This is a genomic window from Pseudomonas sp. Irchel 3H9 (assembly GCF_900187495.1).
GTDB classification, from domain to species: domain Bacteria; phylum Pseudomonadota; class Gammaproteobacteria; order Pseudomonadales; family Pseudomonadaceae; genus Aquipseudomonas; species Aquipseudomonas sivasensis.
Map to the genome: position 1 here is coordinate 288801 of NZ_FYDK01000005.1, position 22755 is coordinate 311555.

Sequence of the window (22755 nt, forward strand, 5' to 3'; positions counted from 1 at the left end):
TAGATGAAGGATCCTTCAATGGATAACTCCAACTCCCTGCCTCTGGGGTCGGCGGCAGCGCCGGCAAAAGAACGCACCACCTCCAGCCGCATCAAATCGATCTTCAGCGGATCGGTCGGCAACATGGTCGAGTGGTACGACTGGTACGTCTACGCCGCTTTCTCGCTGTACTTCGCCAAAGCCTTCTTCCCGAAAGGCGACACCACCGCCCAACTGCTCAACACCGCCGCGATCTTCGCCGTGGGCTTCCTGATGCGCCCGATCGGTGGCTGGCTGATGGGCCTGTACGCCGACAAGGTCGGGCGTAAAAAAGCCCTGATGGCCTCGGTCTACCTGATGTGCTTCGGCTCGCTGCTGATTGCCCTGAGCCCGGGCTATGAATCCATTGGTATCGGTGCGCCCATCCTGCTGGTGTTTGCCCGTTTGCTGCAGGGGCTATCAGTCGGCGGCGAATACGGCACCTCCGCCACCTACCTCAGCGAGATGGCGACCAAGGAACGTCGCGGCTTCTACTCCAGTTTCCAGTACGTAACCCTGATCTCCGGCCAGCTCATCGCGCTGGCGGTGCTGATCGTGCTGCAACAGGTACTCACCACCGAGCAACTGTACGCGTGGGGCTGGCGTATCCCGTTCGCCATCGGCGCCCTGTGCGCAGTCGTCGCGCTGTACCTGCGTCGTGGCATGGAAGAAACCGAGTCCTTCACCAAGAAAGAAAAAGCCAAGGAAAGCGCAATGCGCACCTTGATGCGTCACCCCAAGGAACTGATGACCGTGGTCGGCCTGACTATGGGCGGCACCCTGGCGTTCTACACCTACACCACCTACATGCAGAAATACCTGGTGAACACCGTCGGGATGAGCATCTCCGACTCCACCACCATCTCGGCGGCCACGCTGTTTCTGTTCATGTGCCTGCAGCCCATCATCGGCGGGCTGTCCGACAAGGTCGGCCGTCGTCCGATCCTGATCGCCTTCGGCATCCTCGGCACCCTGTTCACCGTGCCTATCCTCACCACCCTGCACACCATCCAGTCCTGGTGGGGTGCGTTCTTCCTGATCATGGCCGCGCTGATCATCGTCAGTGGCTACACCTCGATCAACGCGGTGGTGAAGGCCGAACTGTTCCCGACCGAAATCCGTGCCCTGGGCGTGGGCCTGCCGTATGCACTGACCGTGTCGATCTTCGGCGGTACAGCTGAATACATCGCGCTGTGGTTCAAGAGCATCGGGATGGAAACCGGCTACTACTGGTACGTGACTGCGTGTATCGCGGTGTCGCTGATGGTCTACGTGACCATGAAAGACACCCGCAAACATTCGCGGATTACCACGGACTAAACATGTGGGAGGGGGGCAAGCCCCCTCCCCCATTGGTTTTACATCGCTGGGTTAATCAGGACAGTTCCGCCACCTCGTTGCGCCCATACCGCCGCTGCGCATACGACGCTCCGGCAATCATCACCACCAGCACCGCCGCCAATACCGCCGATGATCCAATGGTGCCGAAATCCAATCCGCCCTTTTCATGGGGCTTGGTCAGGAAGTCGCCCAGGGTTGCACCAAACGGCCGGGTCAATACAAACGCCACCCAGAACAACAACACCGACGAGATTTGGGTGAAGTACTTGAGCGCCACCACCGCAGCGATGGTCGAGCCAATCAACAAGGCACCACCGGCGAAGCCGAGACCCGAATCATCCGCCAGGAAGTCGCCCAATGCGGTGCCCAGTGTGTTGGAGAACAGGATCGCCATCCAATAGAACAACTCACCCCGGAAGGTCTGCACCTTGTTCACGTTCAGCGAGTCACCGCTGAGGTGCCACAGCGCAAAAATGATCATCAGGATCACAATCAGGATCATCGACCCCGTGGCGTAACCCAGCCCCAGGGTACGGTCCATGAAGTCGGACATCGTGGTACCCGCAGTGCTGGTGGACAAAATCACGATCCAGTACAGCACCGGGTTGTAGGTTTTGGACCAGAGTTGCGTCACCAGGGTGACCAGGAACACGCTGATCAAAATTATCGAACTGATCGCATAACCGACATTCAGGGTCATCGACAACAAGTCCCCGGCGGTTTCGCCCAAGGTGGTTGCGCAGATTTTCATGACCCAGAACGCCAGGGTGATCTGAGGAAGTTTATTCATAAGGTAGAAGGCTCCGAAGCTCAGTCTTTCGATGGCCGACTTATAGGGGTGTCGACCTTGTGCGCAGACTGAACGGGCCGCTGTGAAAAATAGGTGGGCGATGAATGAAAATTCCATGGCTTGATGGAAATTCGCTGCCACGGGTTGCACTATGACCGCCTCCCAGAATTGCGTAGCAGGAACCCCGGCTCATGTCTGACGATATCCATTTCTACGAACCCGCCAACGGCCACGGCCTGCCACATGACCCGTTCAACGCCATCGTTGGTCCACGGCCAATCGGCTGGATCTCGTCGCACGACAGCGAAGGCCGCCTGAACCTGGCGCCCTACAGCTTCTTCAATGCGTTCAACTACATTCCGCCGATCATTGGGTTTTCCAGTGTCGGGCGCAAAGACAGCCTGAACAATATCGAACAGACCGGCGAGTTCGTGTGGAACCTGGCTACCCGCCCGCTGGCCGAGCAGATGAACCAGAGTTGCGCGGCGGTCTCGCCGGAGGTGAATGAGTTCGAGTTGTCCGGCCTGACGCCGGTGGCCTCGAAAATCATCGCCGTGCCACGGGTGGGCGAAAGCCCGGTGTCATTCGAATGCAAGGTGACGCAGATTATCCAGCTGCAACGCGCCGACAAAGGGTTGGTGCCGAGCTGGCTGGTGCTGGGCGAGGTGGTCGCGGTGCACATTGCCAAGTGGCTGCTCAAGGATGGCATCTACGACACCGCCGCCGCCGAGCCGATCCTGCGTGGTGGCGGCCCGGCGGATTACTTCCAGCTGGGGCCGGAGGCGCTGTTCAAGATGTATCGCCCAGGCGCCAGCAAACCCTGACTGAAATACAACAAAAATGTGGGAGGGGGCGTGCCCCGATGGCAATGGCACATTCAACATATTTGTTGACTGACACACTGCTATCGGGGGCAAGCCCCCTCCCACATTAGATTGTCGGCGTTGTTCAGATGGCGGCGCTCGCCCAGGTCAGCTGCCCCTCTTCATCCACACCGATCAACCGCTCAAGCTGCACGGTGGCTGCATCATCGGCGTCGGAGGCGGTCTTGAACGTCTGTCCATCCAGGATCTTGTGAAACTTCGGTGCCCCCATACCATCCAGTGCCTTGACGGCGACGGCGGCGCTGTAGCCCCCTTCACCCGGTACTACGGCGGATACGGCTTCGTGGTGGGCAAATTGTTTACGTGCCATGTTGCAGGTCCTGGCCAATGGAAAGGCGGCCATTCTAAACCTGTTCACCCAGCGAGTTGCAGGTACTCGCCATAGGCGTTGGTGGCGGATGCATCAGTGAAGGTTTGGAAGTCCATGCTGCGCACCACCATGTCGTTCAACAGCTCGGTAAAGATCATCAGGGCCGGCGAGCTGAAGTAGGCACTCATCGCCTGCTCGCTGCTCCAGAAACCCGAGACCAACCACACATCGGGATCGACCTGGGAATGCTGCAACGAGAATTGCAGACAACCCTGAGCCTGGCGACCCGGTTCGATCAAACTGCTCAAGCGTGCACCGAGTTCGGTGCTGCACCCGGTGCGGGCGCGGATAAAGGCCATATGGCTCGCGGGAATGGGGGTGGACATGTTCGACTCTCCCGTTGAGAAGTGATGCTCGGCAAACACGGTGAGGGTGTGCTGCCACAGGATCAAAGATAACGGCGCGCAGGTAGGCGCGGTTAGTCGATTCCTGCCGGCTTATTGCACAATCCTGCGAGAAGCGTAAACCGGGTACTCGGCCCACTGGTTTTGCGCCATGCACAAACGCAGTATTTCAGGGAGATGACAGGCCTCACGCTTGCCTGATTGGCGATACGCCGCAGGATCAGGCAAGGATTGTGCAGAATCGACCTAACACTATTTGAAAAGCCGCCGCTAAGCTGACCCCATCAAAGCCGCCTGCAGAGGACGCTTCATGTCGTCGCCCGAATATCAGTCCATTCCTCTCGATGCCGAGATGGAAAAGCAGCGTGCCGAACTGGCCAGTATCGTGCACAGGCATACTTGGGAAGATGGCTCCTACGGTACCGCGATCACGTCGCTCTACCTGAACCGCCACAACACGCCACGCGACTTTATGCCGGTGCTGGTGGAACCCGCGCTGTGCATCCTTGCCAACGGCAGCAAGGAAGTGCGCCTGGCGGATGAAATCTTTGCCTACGACCCGCTCAATTACCTGGTGTTCTCGGTGGCGATGCCGGTGGCCGGGCGGATCATCGACGCCACGCCCGACGATCCGAACCTGTCGGTGCGGATCAATATCGACCCGGCGCAGCTCACCGCCCTGATCGCTGAAGCCGGTCCCATGGGCGTACCCACACGCCCGACATCACGCGGCATGTACGTGGACCGGATTGACAACCAATTGCTCGACGCGGTGCTGCGCCTGGCGCGCTTGCTGGATACGCCCAAAGACATCGCCATGCTGGCCCCACTGATCAACCGGGAAATTCTTTACCGCTTGCTACGTGGGCCGCAGGGTTATCGCCTGTATGAAATTGCCGTGGCCAACAGCCAGAGCCATCGGGTGAGCCAAGCGATCAAGTGGCTCAATGGCAACTACGAACAACCGCTTCGCATTGATGATCTGGCCAAGGAAGTGAACCTGAGCGTTTCGACCTTGCACCACCGCTTCAAGGCAATCACCGCCATGAGCCCCTTGCAGTACCAGAAGCAGTTGCGCTTGCAGGAAGCACGCAGATTGATGATTGCCGAAGGGCTGGAAGCATCAGCGGCGGGCTATCGGGTGGGGTATGAAAGCCCGTCGCAGTTCAGTCGGGAATACAGCCGATTGTTTGGGGCGCCGCCGCTGCGGGATCTGGCCCGCCTGCGCCAAAGCATCTGACCGAATGAAGATCAAAATGTGGGAGGGGGCTTGCTCCCGATAGCGGTGGGTCTGCTTTAGATACCAGACTGAGACACTGCCATCGGGGGAAAGCCCCCTCTCACATGGGGCCGCGAGCATTCAATCCAGGGTGCGCGGTAGTTGCAGGGTCACCCGTAAGCCCCCCTCCCGCAAATTCTGCAAACTCACTTCACCGCCATGGCTGTGGGCAATATTGCGCGCAATCCCCAGGCCCAACCCATAGCCCTGCTGCTGCCCGGACAGGCGGAAGTGCGGCTCGAATACCTGTTCCAAACGCTGCTCCGGAACGCCGGGACCTTCATCGTCGACGTGCAGGACAAACTGCGCACCATCATCTTCGATATGCAAATGCGCGTTCTGCCCGTACTTCAACGCGTTATCGATCAGGTTGCCGATACACCGCTTGAGCGCCAGCGGCTTGCCCGGATAGGTCGCCAATGCAGCGCCATCCAGGGTCACACGGCCGTTACCGTTTGGCGCCACATAAGGCTCTACCAGGCATTCGAGCACATGGTTGAGGTCGACCGGCTGGATGTTCTCGTGGATATCGGTGTCTTTCACACATTGCAGCGCGCCCTTCACCAGCAACTCCAATTCATCCAGGTCACGGCCGAATTTGGTTTGCAGGTTTTCGTCTTCGAGCAGTTCCACACGCAGACGCAGGCGGGTGATCGGTGTGCGCAGGTCGTGGGAAATCGCGCTGAACAGTTGGCTGCGCTCGGTCAAATAGCGGCTGATGCGCTCGCGCATGGCATTAAACGCGCGGCCCACTTCCACCACTTCACTGCCGCCGCCTTCCGCCACCGGCTCCACATCGGCGCCGAGAGACATGTCTCGCGCCGCCCGCGCCAAGCGCTTGAGGGGGCGGCTTTGCCAGTGCACCAGCAGGCCAATGAACAACAGCAGAAAACCGCTGGTCAACACGATAAACCACACCTGCTGGGACGGTAGGCCCTGTTCTTCAAGGCTGGTGTAGGGCTCAGGCAGCAACGAGGCGATGTACAGCCATTCGCCGGGGGCGAGTTGGATCTGGGTCACCAGCACCGGCGGGTTTACCGGTTCCAGGGTCAGCGCGTAATGGGCCCAAGAGCGCGGCAACTCATCGAGCTTGAGGCCGGCGTTGAAGATGCGCAGGTCTTCGGCGCTGACGAATTCCACCGAGATGTGCACGTCGGCGCCCAGGGTCTGGCGCAGTACTTCGTCCACGGCCACCAGCACCGCCTGCTTGCGTGGGGTTTCGGGCAATACCTGCATGTCCAGCGGGCGGTCATTAAGGGTGACTACAAACCGGGTGCCGCCCATGCTACGCAATTGGTCGAGAACCAGCGGACGATAGGCCACCGGCAACGAACGGAAGTAACTCACACTGGCGGTCATCGAATGGGCCAGGCTGCGAGCGCTGGTGACCAGGCCCTCAAGCTGGGTAGCACGCAACTGCGAAACCCAAATCACGCTGGACAACGCCTGGGCGAACAACACCGCAAGCAAGGTCAGCAGCAGCATGCGCCCCAGCAGCGAGCGCGGTACCGGGAAGCGGCGCCGGCGTTCGGTCACCGGCTCAGTGGACATTGCCGGCAACCACGCTGGCTGCCAGTTGATAACCGCTGCCACGTACGGTGCGGATCAGCCTCGGGGGCTTTTCGGTGTCGCGCAGGCGTTGGCGCAGGCGGCTGACCGCCATGTCGACGATGCGGTCCAGCGGCATCAGGTCGCGGCCACGGGTGGCGTTGCCGATAGTGTCGCGATCGAGAATTTGTTGCGGATGGTCGAGAAACAACTTGAGCAGTGCGAAGTCGGCACCGGAGAGAATCACCTCCTCGCCGTCCACGTGGAACAGCCGATGGCTGATCATGTCCAGGCGCCACTCATCGAACACCAGCACATCGCCACTCCCACTGCGCTCCTGGCCAAACTGGCAGCGCCGCAACAGAGCCTTGATCCGCGCCTGCAACTCGCGAGGGCTGAACGGCTTGCCGATATAGTCATCGGCGCCCAGTTCCAGGCCGATCACGCGGTCGGCTTCGTCAGAACTGGCGGTAAGCATAATGATCGGCACCTGCGCCTGGCGCGGGTGCTGGCGGATCCAACGGCAGAGGCTGAAGCCATCTTCGTCCGGCAACATCACATCGAGGATGACCAGGTCGCACGGCGCCTCGTTCATCGCCTGGCGGAACCCCGCGCCATCCGGCACGCCACGCACCTGGAAACCGGCGCGACTGAGGTAGGTTTGCAGCAATTCGCGGATTTCCTGGTCGTCGTCGACGAGGAGAATCGATTTACTGATTACGCTCACGGGGTCCTCCTTGTTGTTATGGGGTGTTCTTGATGGCCTCATCGGGGGCAGGTCACTGCCTAAGCAAATGCCTGCTCTAACGCCACACCCGCCCCGGTCAACCCGGAATACGGCGCGGTCACCAACCACACCGGAATACCTTTGAAGTAGTCGCTCATGCAGCCTTTGTCGCTGAAACTCTTGGCAAAGCCGCTCTTGATGAAAAAGTCGGCAAACCGCGGAATCACCCCACCCACGATATACACACCACCGCGTCCACCGGTGGTCAGCACGTTATTGCCCGCCACTCGGCCCAGCCAGACGCTGAACTGCTCCAACACCTCCATCGCCACCGGGTCGCCGGCCAAGCCTGCAGCCGTGATGGCTTCGGGCGTGTCGAGCACAGGCGCGTGACCGTCCACCGCACAAATCGCGCGGTACAGACGCGGCAAGCCGCCACCGCTCAACGCCGTTTCAGCGCTGACGTGGCCAATCTCGTTGTAAATGTGTTGCCACAACTGGGTTTCCCGAGGGCTGCTCAGGGGCAGGTCGACGTGGCCGCCCTCCCCCGGCAACGCCGCGTAACGACCTGCGCCGAGATCCAGCAGTGTGCCGACGCCCAGGCCAGTGCCAGGCCCGATCACCACCGCCGGGCGCAACGGCTCCGGCGTGCCCTCACAAACCACGCGAAATTCGTCGGGTTGCAGGCGGGTCATCCCCAGGGCCATGGCGGAGAAGTCATTGACCAGCAGCAGTTCATCCACCTGCAAGGTCTTGCAGAACGCCGTCTTGCTCAGGCGCCAGTGATTGTTGGTGAATTTGAATTCATCGCCACTCACCGGCCCGGCCACCGACAGGCACACCGCGCCGATGTCCCCGATTTCCAGGCCCTCTTCCTTCAGATAGACCTTGATCGCCTCTTCAGGGGTTGGGTAATCCGCCGTGGCATGCACCCGAATCGAATGCAGTGCCGAATCCCGCCACACTGCAAAACGGGCGTTGGTACCCCCGATATCACCGACCAGCGCTAACTTCACTTAAGCGTCTCCAAGGCAGAGGTAAAGGCGCTGGCGCCCTGCTCTGCGGAGCTTGCGGCCAAGCGCATAAATCCAAACAGCTCGCGGCCGGCCCCCACGTTATTGCCCAGAAGGCCCGTGGCAGGCGTGCGCGCTGCAAATTCTTCGGCGTCCACCTTAAGCTCCAAGGTGCCGGTAACGCCATCCACACGAATGATATCGCCATCGCGTACTCGCGCCAGCGGCCCGCCGCTCTGGGCTTCGGGGTTGACGTGAATCGCGGCGGGAATCTTACCCGACGCGCCGGACATACGCCCGTCTGTCACCAATGCCACCTTGAAACCACGGTCCTGCAGCACACCCAGGAACGGCGTCATCTTGTGCAGCTCGGGCATGCCGTTGGAGCGCGGGCCCTGGAAGCGCATCACCGCGACGAAATCTTTTTCCAACTGACCAGCCTTGAACGCATCGGCCAGATCCTGCTGATCCTGGAACACCACCGCCGGCGCTTCGACGATCTGGTGCTCTGGGGCTACCGCAGAGACTTTCATCACACCGCGGCCGAGGTTGCCTTCCATCACGCGCAGACCACCTTCCGGCGAGAACGCACGGGCCACGGGCCGCAGGATGGTTTCGTCGAGGCTTTCGATAGGACCGTCACGCCAAACCAGCTCGCCGTCGACCAGGAACGGTTCCTGGATGTATCGGCTCAGGCCCTTGCCGGCCACGGTGTTGACGTCTTCGTGGAGCAGGCCGGCTTCCAGCAGCTCACGGATCAGGAACGACATGCCGCCCGCCGCCTGGAAGTGATTGATATCGGCCTTGCCGTTTGGATACACGTGGGACAGGGTCGGCACCACCTCGGAGAGGTCAGCCATATCGTCCCAGGTGAGGATGATGCCTGCCGACATGGCGATGGCCGGCATGTGCAGGGTGTGGTTGGTGGACCCGCCGGTCGCGTTGAGGGCGACGATGGAGTTGACGATGGATTTCTCGTCGACGATCTCGCCGATCGGCGTGAAGTTGCCGTTGGCCTTGGTCAGGCGCGTAACCTGATGCGCGGCTTCACGGGTCAGCGCGTCACGCAGCGGCGTGTACGGGTTGACGAATGAAGCGCCCGGCAAGTGCAGGCCCATCACTTCCATCAGCAATTGATTGGTGTTGGCAGTGCCGTAGAAGGTGCAGGTGCCGGGGCTGTGGTAGGACTTCATCTCCGATTCCAGCAGCTCTTCGCGAGTGGCCTTGCCTTCGGCGTAGCGCTGGCGCACGTCGGCTTTCTGCTTGTTGGAGATACCCGACGGCATCGGGCCGCCCGGTACGAAGATCATCGGCAGGTGACCGTAGCGCAGCGCGCCCATCATCAGGCCGGGGACGATCTTGTCGCAGATGCCCAGCATCAATGCGGCGTCGAACATGTTGTGGGACAGCGCCACCGCCGTGGACATAGCAATGACTTCACGGCTGAGCAGGCTCAGCTCCATCCCCGGCTCGCCCTGGGTCACACCGTCGCACATTGCAGGCGTACCACCAGCGAACTGGCCGACCGAGCCGACTTCACGCAGAGCTTTCTTTATTTGTTCAGGGAAATGTTCGTACGGCTGGTGCGCCGACAGCATGTCGTTATATGAGGAAACAATTGCCACGTTGGCGGCATTCATCATGCGCAGGCTGTTTTTGTCTTCGGTGCCGCAACCGGCCACGCCGTGGGCAAAGTTGGCGCATTGCAGCTTGCCGCGCATCGGACCGTCGCTGGCGGCGCCGCGAATGAGCGCAAGGTAAGCCTCGCGGGTGGCGCGGCTGCGGGCGATAAGCCGTTCGGTGACCTCAAGAACGCGGGGATGCATGTGTAGAACTCCAGGCTAACGGATGTGGCGACCTGAGTGTCTATGCTGATCAAACGCCCGCAGCTCATGGGATGGCAGGGTGTCGTTTGAATCATCGGACCAGTTGATTCAGGTCACTCGTTGTAGATTGAACAAAATATTGCCACTAAAAAGGCTTGTTTTCTATTTTTATGCGAATAATCTTGTAATTCTTACAACAAATCGACGACAGGCACTCTCCAATGACTCTTCGTATCGCAATCAATGGTTTTGGCCGTATTGGCCGTAATGTCCTGCGCGCACTGTATACCCAAGGCTACCGCCAGGATTTGCAGATCGTCGCCATCAACGATCTGGGCGACAGCTCGATCAATGCCCACCTGCTCAAATACGACACCGTACATGGCACATTCGACGCAGAGGTCGCCCACGATCAGGAAAGCCTGACCGTCAACGGTGACCGGATTGCCGTGAGTGCCATTCGCAACCCGGCTGACCTGCCATGGGCTGCACACAAGATTGACGTGGTATTCGAATGCACCGGTCTATTCACCGACCGTGACAAGGCCGCCGCCCATATTACCGCCGGCGCGCGCAAGGTGATCATCTCGGCACCGGCCAAAGGCGCGGACGCCACTGTGGTGTATGGCGTGAACCACGACATTCTGCGTCAGTCCCACCAGATCATCTCCAACGCCTCGTGCACCACCAACTGCCTGGCGCCGGTCGCCCAGGTGCTGCACCGCGAGCTGGGCATCGAGAGTGGCCTGATGACCACCATCCACGCCTACACCAACGACCAGAACCTGACCGACGTCTACCACACCGACCCGTACCGCGCGCGCTCCGCCACCCAGAACATGATCCCAAGCAAGACCGGCGCTGCCGAAGCGGTGGGCCTGGTGCTGCCGGAACTGGCGGGCAAGCTGACCGGCATGGCCGTGCGCGTTCCAGTGATCAACGTGTCCCTGGTAGACCTCACCGTAACGCTGAAGAAAGAAGCCACAGCCGAAGAGGTCAACGCGCTGCTCAAGGAAGCCAGCCAGCACTCGAAGATCCTCGGTTACAACACCCTTCCGCTGGTTTCCAGTGACTTCAACCACAACCCGCTGTCGTCGATCTTCGACGCCAATCACACCAAGGTCAGCGGCAAGTTGCTCAAAGTACTGGCCTGGTACGACAACGAGTGGGGCTTCTCCAACCGTATGCTGGATAACTGCCTGGCATTGTGTAACGCCGAATAATGCGATGCTTTGGGAGGGGCGATTCGACTTGCTCCCGATGGCGGTGTATCAGGCAGGAATGTGTTGGCTGACACACCGCTATCGGGGGCAAGCCCCCTCCCACATTGTTCTAAGTAGGCCCAGAGAAATAGCCCCTTGCCATTTGAGTTGATGATAAGCATTATCATTTGCTGCAAATCGGTCTGGTATCACTGTGAGCCAATCTCGCTTCAACCAAGTCTTTCTCACCCAACGGGTGATTCTGCTACGCACCTTGCAGCGGATGGTGAATAACCACAGCACCGCCGAGGACCTGCTGCAGGAAACCTACCTGCGCGTCACACGGGCCCTCAGCGAGCGGCCGATCGATCACCTTGAACCCTTCGTTTATCAAACCGCACGTAACCTCGCGCTGGATCACCTGCGCTCACGCAGAATCCAGGCCCGCACGCTGCAGGAAGATGTCCCGCTGGACATCCTACAAAGCGTCGCCGCCCCTATCAGCACCCCCGAAGATGCGACTCAGGCCGAGCAACTGCTTGAACACCTGAGCGTCAGCCTGGGCCAATTGAGCGCCCGCCAGCAGCAGATTTTCATCCTCAGCCGCCTGCACGGGTGCAGCTATCAGGAGATTGCCGATCAGTTGGACGTGTCCCTGAGCACCGTGCAAAAGGAACTGAAATTGATCATGGCCATCTGCGTAGGTGTGGCCGACCGGCTGGATCGGCCTTAAGCTGCACGCGACAGAGATGTCGACCCGAGCTGTAGGAATAATGAATAGAACGTGGCGAAGACCCGAGGAACACCGTGACGGACCCCAATAAACTGCGCCCTCATGAGCTGGCTCATGAGGTGCTGCAAGACACGGCTATGGACCAGGCCCTGGATTGGCTGATTGCCTTGCAGTGCCCGCAAGCTGGGCAGCAGGCCGAGTTTGAAGCCTGGCTGGCCCGCGACCCGGCCCACGTCAACGCCTTCGCCAAGGCCCAGGCCGCCTGGGGTGGCGCGCCGGTTCACAGCGCCGCGGTGGCCCTGGCCGCGCCGCGCAAGCCCAGCGCCTTGCGCCGAATCAAACCCCATTGGAAACCGCTCGCCACCGCCGCCGTGTTGCTGATCGGGCTGTTCAGCTTCAGCAACCTGCCGGTGCGCCTGCAGGCCGACCACCTCACCGTGGTGGGCGAACGACAACGTCTGCAATTGGACGACGGCTCGAAAGTATTGCTGAACACCAACTCGGCGTTCTCCAGCAGCATCAAGGACCACCAGCGCATCGCCCGCCTGTATCAGGGCGAGGCTTTTTTCGAGGTTGTGCCCAACCATGGCCAGCCCCTGGAAATCGACGCCGGCCCGGTGCGCGCCAGCGTGCGCGACACCGCCTTCGCCGTGCGCTACCTCAATGGCGAGGCCCAGGTGCAAGTGCAGCGCGGTGATGTCGACCTCAGCAACACTTTCGACGATGCCCGCGTACGCCTGCGCGCCGGCGAAAGTATCCGCATCGGCCCCAAAGGCTTCGGCCAACCGGCCAAGCTGGACGCCAATAAGGACCTGGCCTGGGTGCAAGGCCGGCTGATTTTTGAAAACTGCCCGATGAGCGAAGTGCTCGCCGAGTTGCGCCGCTATTACCCCGGCTGGATCGTCAACACCAACGACCAACTCGCCAGCGTCGCGGTCACCGGCAATTACCGGCTCGATCAACCCCTGGACGTCGTGCGTTCACTGGCGCACATCACCTCTGCCAAGCTCTCGGAATACCCGGCGCTGGTCATCCTGAACTAAATGAGAATTATTTTTACTCGATAACCTTCGGCGGTACGTCTCGTCTTAGCCAATGCAACTGATTCCTATTTGATTCGGTTCGCAACTATAAGATTCGTCCCCCGGAGCGCTTTCGATGTCCTCTCGTTTCAACCGCCGGTCTTCTTCGCCCGTCCTGTCCTTGTTGACTGCCGCCATCCTGCTGGCGGGCGCGCCGGCCATGGCCGCCACCGCTGCCGAACCGGTTTCGCGCAGCCAGGGCAACTACACCTTCAGCATCGAACAGCAGCCGCTGGTCTCGGCGCTCAACGCCTTTACCGCCGTGACCGGCTGGCAAGTCGGCCTGCCCGCAGAGCTGGGCCAGGGCGTGTCGTCTCCTGGCGCACGCGGCCCGTTGTCGCCAGAAAAAGCGTTAGACCGGCTGTTGGTGGGGACCAACCTGAGCTACCGCAAACTGGGCAATAACAACATCGTGCTGGAAAAGCGCGCAGCGGGTAGCACCCTCAACCTGCAACAGGTGACCATCAGCGCAACCCGTAACGCGCAGGATGTGAACAGCGTGCCGAGCACCGTCAGCGTGCATGAACGTGAGGAACTGGACCGCCAGAACGTCAACAACATCCGGGAACTGGTGCGCTACGAGCCTGGCGTCTCGGTAGGCGGCGCAGGCACCCGCGCAGGTAACGCCGGCTTCAACATTCGCGGCATCGATGGCGACCGTATCCTTACTCAAGTGGACGGTGTGGAAGTGCCGGGCAACTTCTTCAACGGCCCCTACGCCAAGACCCGCCGCAACTACGTCGACCCGGAAATCGTAAAGCGCGTGGAAATCCTGCGCGGGCCGGCGTCGGCCCTCTACGGCAGCAGCGCCATCGGCGGCGCCGTCAGTTACTTCACCCTCGACCCGGTTGACATCATCAAGCCAGGCCAAGACTTCGGCGCCCGCCTGAAGACCGGCTACAGCTCCGCCGACGAAAGTTGGCTGACCTCTGGCACCTTCGCCGGCCGCGTTCAAGACTTCGACGGTTTGCTGCACCTGAGCCAGCGCAACGGTCACGAAACTGAGTCCTACGACGGCAACAACGCCACCGGCCTGGATCGCACAGGCGCCAACCCGGAAGAAGCGCGCACCACTAACATCCTGGCGAAGCTCGGCTGGAACTATGGCGATGACAACCGCCTGGGTCTGACGTACGAGAAGTACAAGGATGATCGCGACGTCAATCTGAAGAACGCGGTGGGCGGCCCGTTCATCGGCGGCCGAGGCTTCAACCTCTACCGTGATCGTCGTGGTAACGACACCATCACCCGTGAACGTTTCGGCCTGGAAAACAGCTTCGCCCTTGAGTCGCCGATTGCCGACCGCATCAAGACCAGCGTCAATTACCAGATCGCCAAGACCGACCAGACCACCGCCGAAATCTATCAATCCGGTCGTCGCGTCCTGCGCACCCGCGACACGCTCTACCAGGAAAAACAGTGGGTTTTCGATGCACAGTTGGACAAAGCGTTCAGCCTCGGTGAAACCGATCACCAAGTGACCTACGGCACCACCCTCAAGCAGCAGAAAGTCACCGGCTCGCGCGAGGGCAGCGCGACCTGCGTGGCCGTCGGCAGCGGTTGCACCGCCATCGGCGCGCCCAGCCCGATGGCCTCCGATAGCGTGAAGAAGGCCAGCGACTTCCCCGACCCGACCATCAACACCTATTCGCTGTTCGCACAGGACCAGATCACTTGGGACAAATGGACCTTCCTCCCCGCCGTGCGCTATGACTACACCCAGCTCAAACCCAAGCTGACCCAGGCATTCCTCAACACCGTCAACCCGACAGGTGCGGAAACGGTGAGCGACAAGAAGAAAACCTGGCACCGCGTGACGCCCAAGTTTGGCCTGACCTACGCGCTGACGGACCAATACACCTGGTTCGGCCAATACGCCGAAGGTTTCCGCACGCCGTCCGCCAAGTCGCTGTACGGCCGCTTTGAAAACTTGAACCTAGGCTACACCGTCGAACCCAATCCGGACCTCAAGCCGGAGACCAGCAAAGGCATCGAAACCGGGATTCGCGGCAAGTTCGACGAGGGTTCCTTTGAGGTGGCGGTGTTCTATAACAAATACCGCGACTTTATCGACGAAGACAACGTCGTGGTCGGCGGCACTGCCGAGCAGTTCCAAGCCGTCAATATCAAGCGCGCCAGCGTCAAGGGCGCCGAAGCCAAGGGCCGCCTGAACCTGGATGCATTCGGTGCCCCACAAGGCCTATACACCCAGGGTGCGGTCTCCTATGCCTACGGTCGCAACGACCAAAACGGCGAACCGCTGAACAGCGTCAACCCGCTCAAGGGCGTGTTCGGCCTGGGCTACGACCAGGACAATTACGGCGGCCTGCTGAGCTGGACCCTGGTGAAGAAGCAGAATCGCGTAGACAGCTCCACCTTCCACGCGCCGGACGGCGACACCAGCGGCCCATTCAAAACCCCCGGCTTCGGCGTTGTCGACTTGACCGCCTACTACAAAGTCACCAACGACGTGACCATCAACGGCGGCCTCTACAACCTCACCGACAAGAAGTACTGGAACTGGGATGACGTACGCAGCTACGACAGCGTCGGCGAAGCCGCGGTAACCGGCCCGGCCAACCTCGACCGCCTGACCCAGCCCGGCCGCAACTTTGCGATTAACGTGATCTGGGATATCTGACCAAGCCCTTCTCACCTCGTCGAAATTTCAACGCCGAGGTGAGGATTTTTTACTGTGCCGCGTCTTCTTGTTCGTCTAGTTGATAACCGCTCTCTTTCGGGCACCAAGGCGCTCCCCTTCTCAAGGACTTTTTCATGACCGCTTCTCCTAACGCAGAACGTCCAAGCCTGCGCTCCCAGCGCCTGAACCAGATCACCAACGAGCCGCACACCAAGCTGGATGCACTGGTAAAGGCCCATGCCCCGTTCGAAACCCAGGCCAACTTTGCCCGTTTCGTGGTGGCGCAGTACCTGTTCCAGTCGGAACTGGTGGCCCTGTACAACGACGCCGAACTGATCAAGATCGTGCCTGACCTGGCCGCACGCTGCCGCGCCGAAGCCGCCAAGCTGGACCTCGCCGACCTGGACACCGAAGTGCCGGCCGCGGTGGCCGGTGCAGTGAGCAACCCGAGCAAAGCCGAAGCCCTGGGCTGGCTGTTCGTCTCGGAAGGCTCCAAATTGGGCGCCGCGTTCCTGATCAAGCGCGCCGTAGGCCTCGGCTTGAGCGAAACCTTTGGGGCCCGCCACTTGGGTGAGCCAGCCGGCGGTCGTGCCGAAGGCTGGAAGCGCTTCACCCGCACCCTCGACGGCCTGCAATTCAGCCCCGAGGAAGAGGCCGCGGTAGAAAAAGGCGCGGTGGATGCGTTTGTGCGCTTCACCGTGTTGCTGGAACAGGCGTACGCTAGCGCCCCTGAACTGGCCTGATCCCGCAAATTGAAATGCAACCCAATGTGGGAGGGGGCTTGCCCCCGATAGCGGTGCATCAGCCAACAAATAGGTAACTGACCCACCGCCATCGGGGGCAAGCCCCCTCCCACATTTTGATCGCATTTAAGTTCGGACTTTTTTGTAAACCTTCCCCAAGAAAAGCTTCACCATGACCGGCAAAACCCAATCCACCTCGAAAATCGCACAGATCCTGTTCGGCCTGCTGGCCTATGTCAGCCTGGGCATCGGGCTGGTGGCGATTGTGATACCCGGTTTGCCCACCACCGAGTTCATCCTGCTGGCCGCCTGGGCCGCGACCAAAAGCTCGCCACGCCTCAGCGCCTGGCTGGAAAACCACCGCCTGTTTGGGCCGATCCTGTTCAACTGGCGCAACGGCAAGATCATCGCGCGCCGGGCCAAAGTCAGTGCCACCGTGAGCATGCTGTTGTGCGCGATCCTGATGCTGGTGATGCTCGACCATGGCTGGCCCATCTACCTGGCGATTGCCGGGATGAGCCTGGGCAATCTGTGGATCTGGTCACGCCCCGAACGGCTCGCACAGCCCGTATAACCCTACCTGTAGGCGTTTTCCTACCGCCCATCGCCTTCTGCTCATGAAAGCCCCTACCGCGCCGATGCTCCGGATATAGCGCTGAATGGACTTGGCCGTGCTGTGCATTCCAACAAGACCATTCGTGAGTGAACCTATGTTCGACACCCTCTCTATCCGCTTGAAAATCGTGCTGCTGTCCGGCCTTTGCCTGCTGGGGGTGATTACGCTGATCGTGAGCATCAATCTGTACGAAACGGACCAGAACGACCATCTGATCAGCGATTCAAGTTCACGCATGCTCACCAGCAGCGTGCAAAGCCTGTTGCAGGCAAGGGCCGCTGAACAAGCGGTGCAGTTGCAGAAAACCTTCGGCGAGAATCTAACCGCGGTCACCGCCCTGGCCGACCAAGTCAAAGACTTGCGCAACCTCGCCGCCAAACGTGCTCTGGAGCCCGCAGCCCTTCGCGAAGAACTCAATCAGAGCCTGAAAACCGCCTTTGAACGCAACAACAAGGTGCTCGGAATCTGGCTGTCGTTCGAGCCCGATGGCTTGGACGGTAAGGACAGCGAATTCATCAACGACAAGGCCCGCGTCTCCAATGAAAAAGGCCGCTTTTCCAGCTACTGGAGCCGTGCCGGGGGTGAAGGCCTGAACACCATCATGGTCGAGGAAGACCTGACCAAGACCACCCCCAACCTAAACGGCACACCCTACAACATCTGGTACACCTGCCCACGTGACACCCGCAGCACCTGCCTCTTGGATCCGTACGAAGACACTGTGGCCGGCAAACCGGTATTGATGACCACCATTTCCCAACCGCTGCTGGTGGATGGAAAAGTGATTGGTGTGGTGGGTGTGGACATTGCGCTCAACAGCCTGCAAACCCTGGCTGATGCGGCCCAAAAGACGCTGTTCGATGGCGCCGCGCACCTGGAGGTTATCTCCAGCACCGGTCTGATTGCCGCCTACAGCGGCGAGCCTGCGCGGGTCGGCAAAAATCTGATCGATACGCTGGGCGCCGAGGGCAATGAGATCGTGCAACTGCTGGCCAATGACAGCCACGTCAATCTTGAGCAGGGCGATACGATTCGTGCGGTCTACGCAGTCAAGCCGATCGCCGATGCCAAAGCCTGGGGGGTGGTGATTAAACTGCCCAAACACGTGATGCTGGCCGACACCGTAAAACTGCAGGAGGTCCTCGACAAAGCCCAGGCGACCGGCACCCTCAAGGCCTTGCTGGTGGGCGCTGCCGCCGGGCTCCTGGGTTTGCTGCTGATCTGGCTGACCGCCACCGGCGTAACCCGCCCGATCAACAGCGTGGCCGCGATGCTCAAGGACATCGCCAGCGGCGACGGCGACCTCACCCAACGCTTGGCCTACAGCAAAAAGGATGAACTGGGCGAACTGGTGAACTGGTTCAACCGCTTCCTCGACAAGCTGCAACCGACTATCGCCCAGATCAAGCAAAGCATCACCGAGGCCCGCGGCACGGCGGACCAGTCCTCGGCCATCGCCCGCCAGACCAGCGAAGGCATGCAGGTGCAGTTCCGTGAAATCGACCAAGTGGCCACGGCGTCCAACGAAATGAGCGCCACCGCCCATGACGTCGCCAACAGCGCCTCGAATGCCGCCAGCGCGGCACGCGGTGCCGATCAGTCGGCGCGCGAAGGCATGCAGATCATTGAAAAGAGTACGCGGGATATCACGATCCTCGCCGAAGAAGTCAGCAGGGCCGTGGGCGAAGTCGAAGCCCTGGCAGTCAACAGCGAGCAAATCGGTTCGGTGCTGGAAGTGATCCGCAGCATTGCCGAACAGACCAACCTGCTGGCGCTGAACGCGGCGATTGAAGCGGCACGCGCGGGCGAAAGCGGCCGCGGCTTTGCGGTGGTGGCCGACGAAGTCCGTAACTTGGCCAAGCGCACCCAGGATTCCGTGGAGGAGATCCGCCTGGTGATCGAACGCATCCAGAGCGGCACCCGTGGCGTGGTCGCGACGATGCACTCAAGCCAAAGCCAGGCCCAGAGCAATGCCGGGCAGATCCATCAGGCCGTGCAGGCCTTGGGCAAGATCAGCGACGCCGTGACGGTGATCAGCGACATGAACCTGCAAATCGCCAGCGCCGCCGAACAACAGAGCGCGGTGGCCGAAGAGGTCAACCGTAACGTCTCGGCGATCCGCACCGTGACCGAAACCCTCACCGGCCAGGCCACCGAATCGGCGGCTATCAGCAGCCAACTCAATGCGTTGGCCAGCCAGCAGATGAAACTCATGGATCAGTTCAAGGTTTAAGAAACACCACAGGTGAAATGTGGGAGGGGGCCTGCGCCCGATAGCAGTGTGTCATTCAGCAGATTCATTGACTGAGACACCGCTATCGGGGGCAAGCCCCCTCCCACATTTTGATCGCGTACTGCTTAGAGACCCGTCCAAGCCTGCACAAACGCCGCCACATCTTCCTTCGGCGCCGTACGCGGCGGGTTCTGCGGGGTACCCAAATAGAGGAAGCCAATCACTTCCTCATCCGCCGTCAGCCCCAGGCCTTTGGCAACGTGGGCCGAGTAGGACAACTCACCCGTACGCCACACCGCACCAATCCCTTGGGCATAGGCCGCCAACAGAATGCCGTGGGCCGCACAGGCCGCCGCCAGCAGTTGCTCAGACTTGGGTACCTTGAAGTGCTCCTGCAAACGGGCGATCACCACCACCACCAGCGGTGCGCGCAATGGGCCGTTCTGGGCCTTGTCGATGGCGGCTTGCGGGGCGTCGGCGTCTTGCAGGCGTGCAGCCTCGGCCAGCAGCGCCCCCATCTGCTCACGGGCGGCGCCTTCTACGGTGAGGAAACGCCAAGGGCGCAATTGACCGTGGTCGGGTGCACGCATAGCAGCGGCGAACAGCACGTCGCGCTGCTCCTGGGTCGGTGCCGGCTCCAGCAAACGCGGCACGGAAACACGGTTGAGCAAAGCGTCGAGAGCCTGCATTGGCCACCTCCAGAAAAAATGTGCGGTCATTCTAGCGGGAATAAACCGGCGACCACCAAACGATAATTGCTCTTATTCATTCCCCCCGGCCCTGTTAGACTTTGCGACCATATTTTTCACGCTCGTTCAGGAAACTCGATGTTCCGTTCGCTTCTTCGTCTGTCCGTCGTATGCATGGCCTTGGGCCTGACTGCGTGCGATGACGCCCCCAGGTTCACCAAGGCCGAGCCGGGTGAATCGCGGGCAGGCGGCGCGACGACGGTGAATAAGCGCGACCAGAACGCGTTTTCCCTGCCGTCGGCCAACTTGTCGCCGACGCGCCGCTTGGACTTCAGCGTCGGCAACAGTTTCTTTCGCAGTCCTTGGGTGATCGCGCCGTCCACCACCACCGCCCGTGATGGCCTGGGCCCGTTGTTCAACACCAACGCTTGCCAGAACTGCCACATCAAGGACGGCCGTGGCCACCCGCCGTTGCCCGACGCAGCCAATGCGGTCTCGATGCTGGTGCGCCTGTCGATCGCCCAGCCAACTCAGGATCAGCAACCCTACGCCAAACTCATCGAGCAAGCAGGCGTGGTGCCAGAGCCGACATACGGCGGGCAATTGCAGGACATGGCCGTGCCCGGCGTCACTCCGGAAGGCAAAGTGCGGGTCGACTACACATCGGTCAACGTCACCTTCAAGGACGGCACCGTCGTCGAACTGCGCAAGCCGGACCTGCAGATCACCCAACTCGGCTACGGCCCAATGCACCCCGACACCCGTTTTTCGGCGCGCATCGCCCCGCCGATGATCGGCCTTGGCCTGCTTGAAGCCATCAGCGACGCAGACATCCTGCGCAATACCGACCCCAAAACCGCCGATAAAGAAGCCATCGTCGGCCGCGCCAATCAGGTCTGGGATGACGCCGAGCAAAAAACCGTGCTCGGGCGTTTTGGCTGGAAAGCCGGACAACCCAACCTCAATCAACAAAATGTTCACGCGTTTTCTGGTGATATGGGCCTCACTACGTCCCTGAGACCCTTCGATGACTGCACCGACGCCCAAGTGGCCTGCAAACAGGCGCCCAACGGCAATGGCGCCGATGGCGAGCCGGAAGTCAGCGATAACATTCTGCGCCTGGTGCTGTTCTACACCCGTAACCTTGCCGTGCCCGTGCGCCGCCAGGTCAACGATCCGCAAGTCCTGGCCGGGAAAAACCTGTTCTTCCAGGCCGGTTGCCAGGGGTGCCACAAGCCGACGTTCACCACCTCAGCCAATGCCGCCGAGCCTGAATTGGCCAACCAAGTGATCCGCCCCTATAGCGATTTACTGCTGCACGACATGGGCGATGGCCTGGCCGACAACCGCAGCGAATTCAAGGCCGGTGGCCGCGACTGGCGCACGCCGCCGTTGTGGGGCATTGGCCTGACACACACCGTAAGTGGCCATACCCAGTTTCTGCATGACGGCCGCGCCCGCAACCTGCTGGAAGCCGTGCTCTGGCACGGCGGTGAGGCACAAGCGGCGCAGCAGCATGTGTTGTCCTTTAATGCCGAACAGCGCGCTGCGTTGCTGGCGTTCCTGAATTCTTTATAAGCTTCGCCCCACTTACAGAAGGGAGCTCGACATGTTCCGTCCCAAGTTGTTGTTCACCAGCCTGGCCGCCCTCGCCCTGGGTGCCTGCTCGCCACAAGACCCGCAAGCTGTGACCTCTGCAGCGATCGCCAAACAAGTGATCCTGCCGACCTACAGCCGCTGGGTCGAAGCCGACCGTCAGTTGGCCGTCAGCGCCCTCGCCTACTGCCAGGGCAAGGAAAGCCTGGACACCGCCCGCGCCGACTTCATCCATGCGCAAAAAGCCTGGGCCGAGTTGCAACCGCTGCTGATCGGCCCGCTGGCCGAGGGCAACCGTGCATGGCAAATACAGTTCTGGCCGGACAAGAAAAACCTGGTCGGGCGCCAGGTCGAGCAATTGGTCACCAGCCAGCCGCAGATCGACGGCGCCGCCCTGGCCAAGTCCAGCGTAGTCGTGCAAGGCCTGTCGGCCTACGAATACATCCTCTACGACGCCAAGACCGACATCGCCGACGATGCGAACAAAGCCCGTTATTGCCCACTGTTGGTGGCCATCGGCGAGCGTCAGAAAACCCTGGCCGAAGAGATCCTAGCCAGCTGGAACAGCACCGATGGCATGCTCGCGCAGATGACCAAGTTTCCGAACCAGCGCTACGCCGATTCCCACGAAGCCATCGCCGACCTGCTGCGCGTCCAAGTGACCGCCCTGGACAGCCTGAAGAAAAAACTCGGCACGCCCATGGGCCGCCAGACCAAGGGCATCCCGCAGCCGTTCCAGGCCGACGCGTGGCGCAGCCAGTCGTCCCTGCAAAGCCTGGAGGCCAGCCTTGCTGCCGCCCAGACCGTATGGGTCGGCGTCGACAACAAAGGCCTGCGTGGCCTGCTGCCGTCGGATCAGAAACCATTGGCCGACAAAATCGACGCCGCCTACGCCGCGTCCCTGAAACTGTTCGCCAGCAACCAGCGCACCCTCAACGAACTGTTGAACGATGACGCCGGTCGCCAGCAACTCAACGACATCTATGACAGCCTCAACGTCGTCCACCGCCTGCACGAAGGCGAACTGGCCAAGGCGCTGGGCATCCAACTGGGCTTTAACGCCAACGACGGTGACTGATG

At 60.8% G+C, this 22755-nt stretch carries 20 protein-coding genes and 1 pseudogene; 13 read left to right on the forward strand and 8 right to left on the reverse strand.

All coding sequences use genetic code 11. The features are described 5' to 3' along the window. Positions 1–18 precede the first annotated feature (18 nt). A complete protein-coding gene (locus CKW32_RS20030) occupies positions 19–1338 on the forward strand; it encodes an MFS transporter (RefSeq protein WP_032890867.1) in 1320 nt (439 codons plus the stop codon). Between the two features lie 55 nt (positions 1339–1393). Here the strand turns inward: CKW32_RS20030 and CKW32_RS20035 are convergent, their stop codons facing one another. Beyond that, positions 1394–2149 carry a hypothetical protein gene (locus CKW32_RS20035; RefSeq protein ID WP_095185778.1) on the reverse strand — a complete coding sequence of 252 codons (756 nt, stop codon included), beginning with the start codon at positions 2147–2149 and terminating at the stop codon, positions 1394–1396. Between the two features lie 191 nt (positions 2150–2340). Between CKW32_RS20035 and CKW32_RS20040 the strand changes: the two genes are divergently transcribed. Beyond that, positions 2341–2973, forward strand: coding sequence for a flavin reductase family protein (locus CKW32_RS20040; protein WP_095185779.1), 633 nt, complete (start codon positions 2341–2343; stop codon positions 2971–2973). 124 nt (positions 2974–3097) lie between these two features. Here the strand turns inward: CKW32_RS20040 and CKW32_RS20045 are convergent, their stop codons facing one another. Next, positions 3098–3343: a hypothetical protein gene (locus CKW32_RS20045; RefSeq protein ID WP_032890864.1), complete on the reverse strand. Its 246-nt coding sequence runs from the start codon at positions 3341–3343 to the stop codon at positions 3098–3100. Positions 3344–3387: 44 nt separating this feature from the next. Next, complete coding sequence (locus tag CKW32_RS20050; RefSeq protein ID WP_032890863.1) at positions 3388–3729, reverse strand: antibiotic biosynthesis monooxygenase family protein; 342 nt, start codon at positions 3727–3729, stop codon at positions 3388–3390. Between the two features lie 328 nt (positions 3730–4057). On the opposite strand from CKW32_RS20050, the gene CKW32_RS20055 reads away from it, so the two are divergent. Then, positions 4058–4987: an AraC family transcriptional regulator gene (locus CKW32_RS20055; protein WP_032890862.1), complete on the forward strand. Its 930-nt coding sequence runs from the start codon at positions 4058–4060 to the stop codon at positions 4985–4987. A 120-nt stretch (positions 4988–5107) separates the two neighbouring features. Here the strand turns inward: CKW32_RS20055 and CKW32_RS20060 are convergent, their stop codons facing one another. The 4 genes from CKW32_RS20060 to edd are packed head-to-tail and all read right to left on the reverse strand — an operon-like array spanning position 5108 to position 10140. Further along, positions 5108–6577, reverse strand: a complete 1470-nt coding sequence (locus CKW32_RS20060; protein WP_032890861.1) for an ATP-binding protein — start codon at positions 6575–6577, stop codon at positions 5108–5110. After that, positions 6567–7301 carry a response regulator gene (locus CKW32_RS20065; protein ID WP_032890860.1) on the reverse strand — a complete coding sequence of 245 codons (735 nt, stop codon included), beginning with the start codon at positions 7299–7301 and terminating at the stop codon, positions 6567–6569. Before CKW32_RS20065 ends, CKW32_RS20060 begins: the two co-directional genes overlap by 11 nt. 59 nt (positions 7302–7360) lie before the next feature. After that, entirely contained in the window at positions 7361–8317 is a 957-nt protein-coding gene (locus CKW32_RS20070; protein WP_095185780.1) for a glucokinase, read from the reverse strand. After that, on the reverse strand, positions 8314–10140 hold the full coding sequence (gene edd, locus CKW32_RS20075) for a phosphogluconate dehydratase (RefSeq protein WP_032890858.1): 1827 nt from the start codon (positions 10138–10140) through the stop codon (positions 8314–8316). The genes CKW32_RS20070 and edd overlap by 4 nt, the downstream gene beginning before the upstream one ends. A 221-nt stretch (positions 10141–10361) precedes the next feature. Between edd and gap the strand changes: the two genes are divergently transcribed. From gap to CKW32_RS28910, 8 genes and pseudogenes are all read left to right on the forward strand, one after another. Beyond that, positions 10362–11363, forward strand: coding sequence for a type I glyceraldehyde-3-phosphate dehydrogenase (gene gap, locus CKW32_RS20080; protein WP_032890857.1), 1002 nt, complete (start codon positions 10362–10364; stop codon positions 11361–11363). A gap of 193 nt (positions 11364–11556) precedes the next feature. Beyond that, complete coding sequence (locus tag CKW32_RS20085; protein WP_032890856.1) at positions 11557–12075, forward strand: RNA polymerase sigma factor; 519 nt, start codon at positions 11557–11559, stop codon at positions 12073–12075. Positions 12076–12149: 74 nt separating this feature from the next. Continuing rightward, entirely contained in the window at positions 12150–13118 is a 969-nt protein-coding gene (locus CKW32_RS20090) for a FecR domain-containing protein (protein ID WP_095185781.1), read from the forward strand. Between the two features lie 115 nt (positions 13119–13233). Then, positions 13234–15798 (forward strand): TonB-dependent receptor, encoded by a 2565-nt coding sequence (locus CKW32_RS20095; RefSeq protein WP_095185782.1) that lies wholly within the window; start codon positions 13234–13236, stop codon positions 15796–15798. Between the two features lie 134 nt (positions 15799–15932). Next, on the forward strand, positions 15933–16541 hold the full coding sequence (locus tag CKW32_RS20100) for a biliverdin-producing heme oxygenase (protein ID WP_095185783.1): 609 nt from the start codon (positions 15933–15935) through the stop codon (positions 16539–16541). Positions 16542–16713: 172 nt separating this feature from the next. Further along, on the forward strand, positions 16714–17115 hold the full coding sequence (locus CKW32_RS20105; RefSeq protein ID WP_032890851.1) for a YbaN family protein: 402 nt from the start codon (positions 16714–16716) through the stop codon (positions 17113–17115). A 277-nt stretch (positions 17116–17392) separates the two neighbouring features. After that, positions 17393–18532: pseudogene (locus tag CKW32_RS28905) on the forward strand (HAMP domain-containing protein); the annotation flags it as partial. A gap of 102 nt (positions 18533–18634) precedes the next feature. Continuing rightward, positions 18635–19390 carry a methyl-accepting chemotaxis protein gene (locus CKW32_RS28910; RefSeq protein WP_371260757.1) on the forward strand — a complete coding sequence of 252 codons (756 nt, stop codon included), beginning with the start codon at positions 18635–18637 and terminating at the stop codon, positions 19388–19390. A 125-nt stretch (positions 19391–19515) separates the two neighbouring features. On the opposite strand, the gene CKW32_RS20115 is transcribed toward CKW32_RS28910, so the two are convergent. Beyond that, entirely contained in the window at positions 19516–20079 is a 564-nt protein-coding gene (locus CKW32_RS20115; protein WP_095185785.1) for an NAD(P)H nitroreductase, read from the reverse strand. A 138-nt stretch (positions 20080–20217) separates the two neighbouring features. On the opposite strand from CKW32_RS20115, the gene CKW32_RS20120 reads away from it, so the two are divergent. Both CKW32_RS20120 and CKW32_RS20125 read left to right on the forward strand, forming a co-directional pair. Further along, positions 20218–21657 (forward strand): di-heme oxidoredictase family protein, encoded by a 1440-nt coding sequence (locus tag CKW32_RS20120; RefSeq protein ID WP_095185786.1) that lies wholly within the window; start codon positions 20218–20220, stop codon positions 21655–21657. A gap of 31 nt (positions 21658–21688) precedes the next feature. Continuing rightward, positions 21689–22753 carry an imelysin family protein gene (locus tag CKW32_RS20125; protein WP_032890843.1) on the forward strand — a complete coding sequence of 355 codons (1065 nt, stop codon included), beginning with the start codon at positions 21689–21691 and terminating at the stop codon, positions 22751–22753. Positions 22754–22755 lie beyond the last annotated feature (2 nt).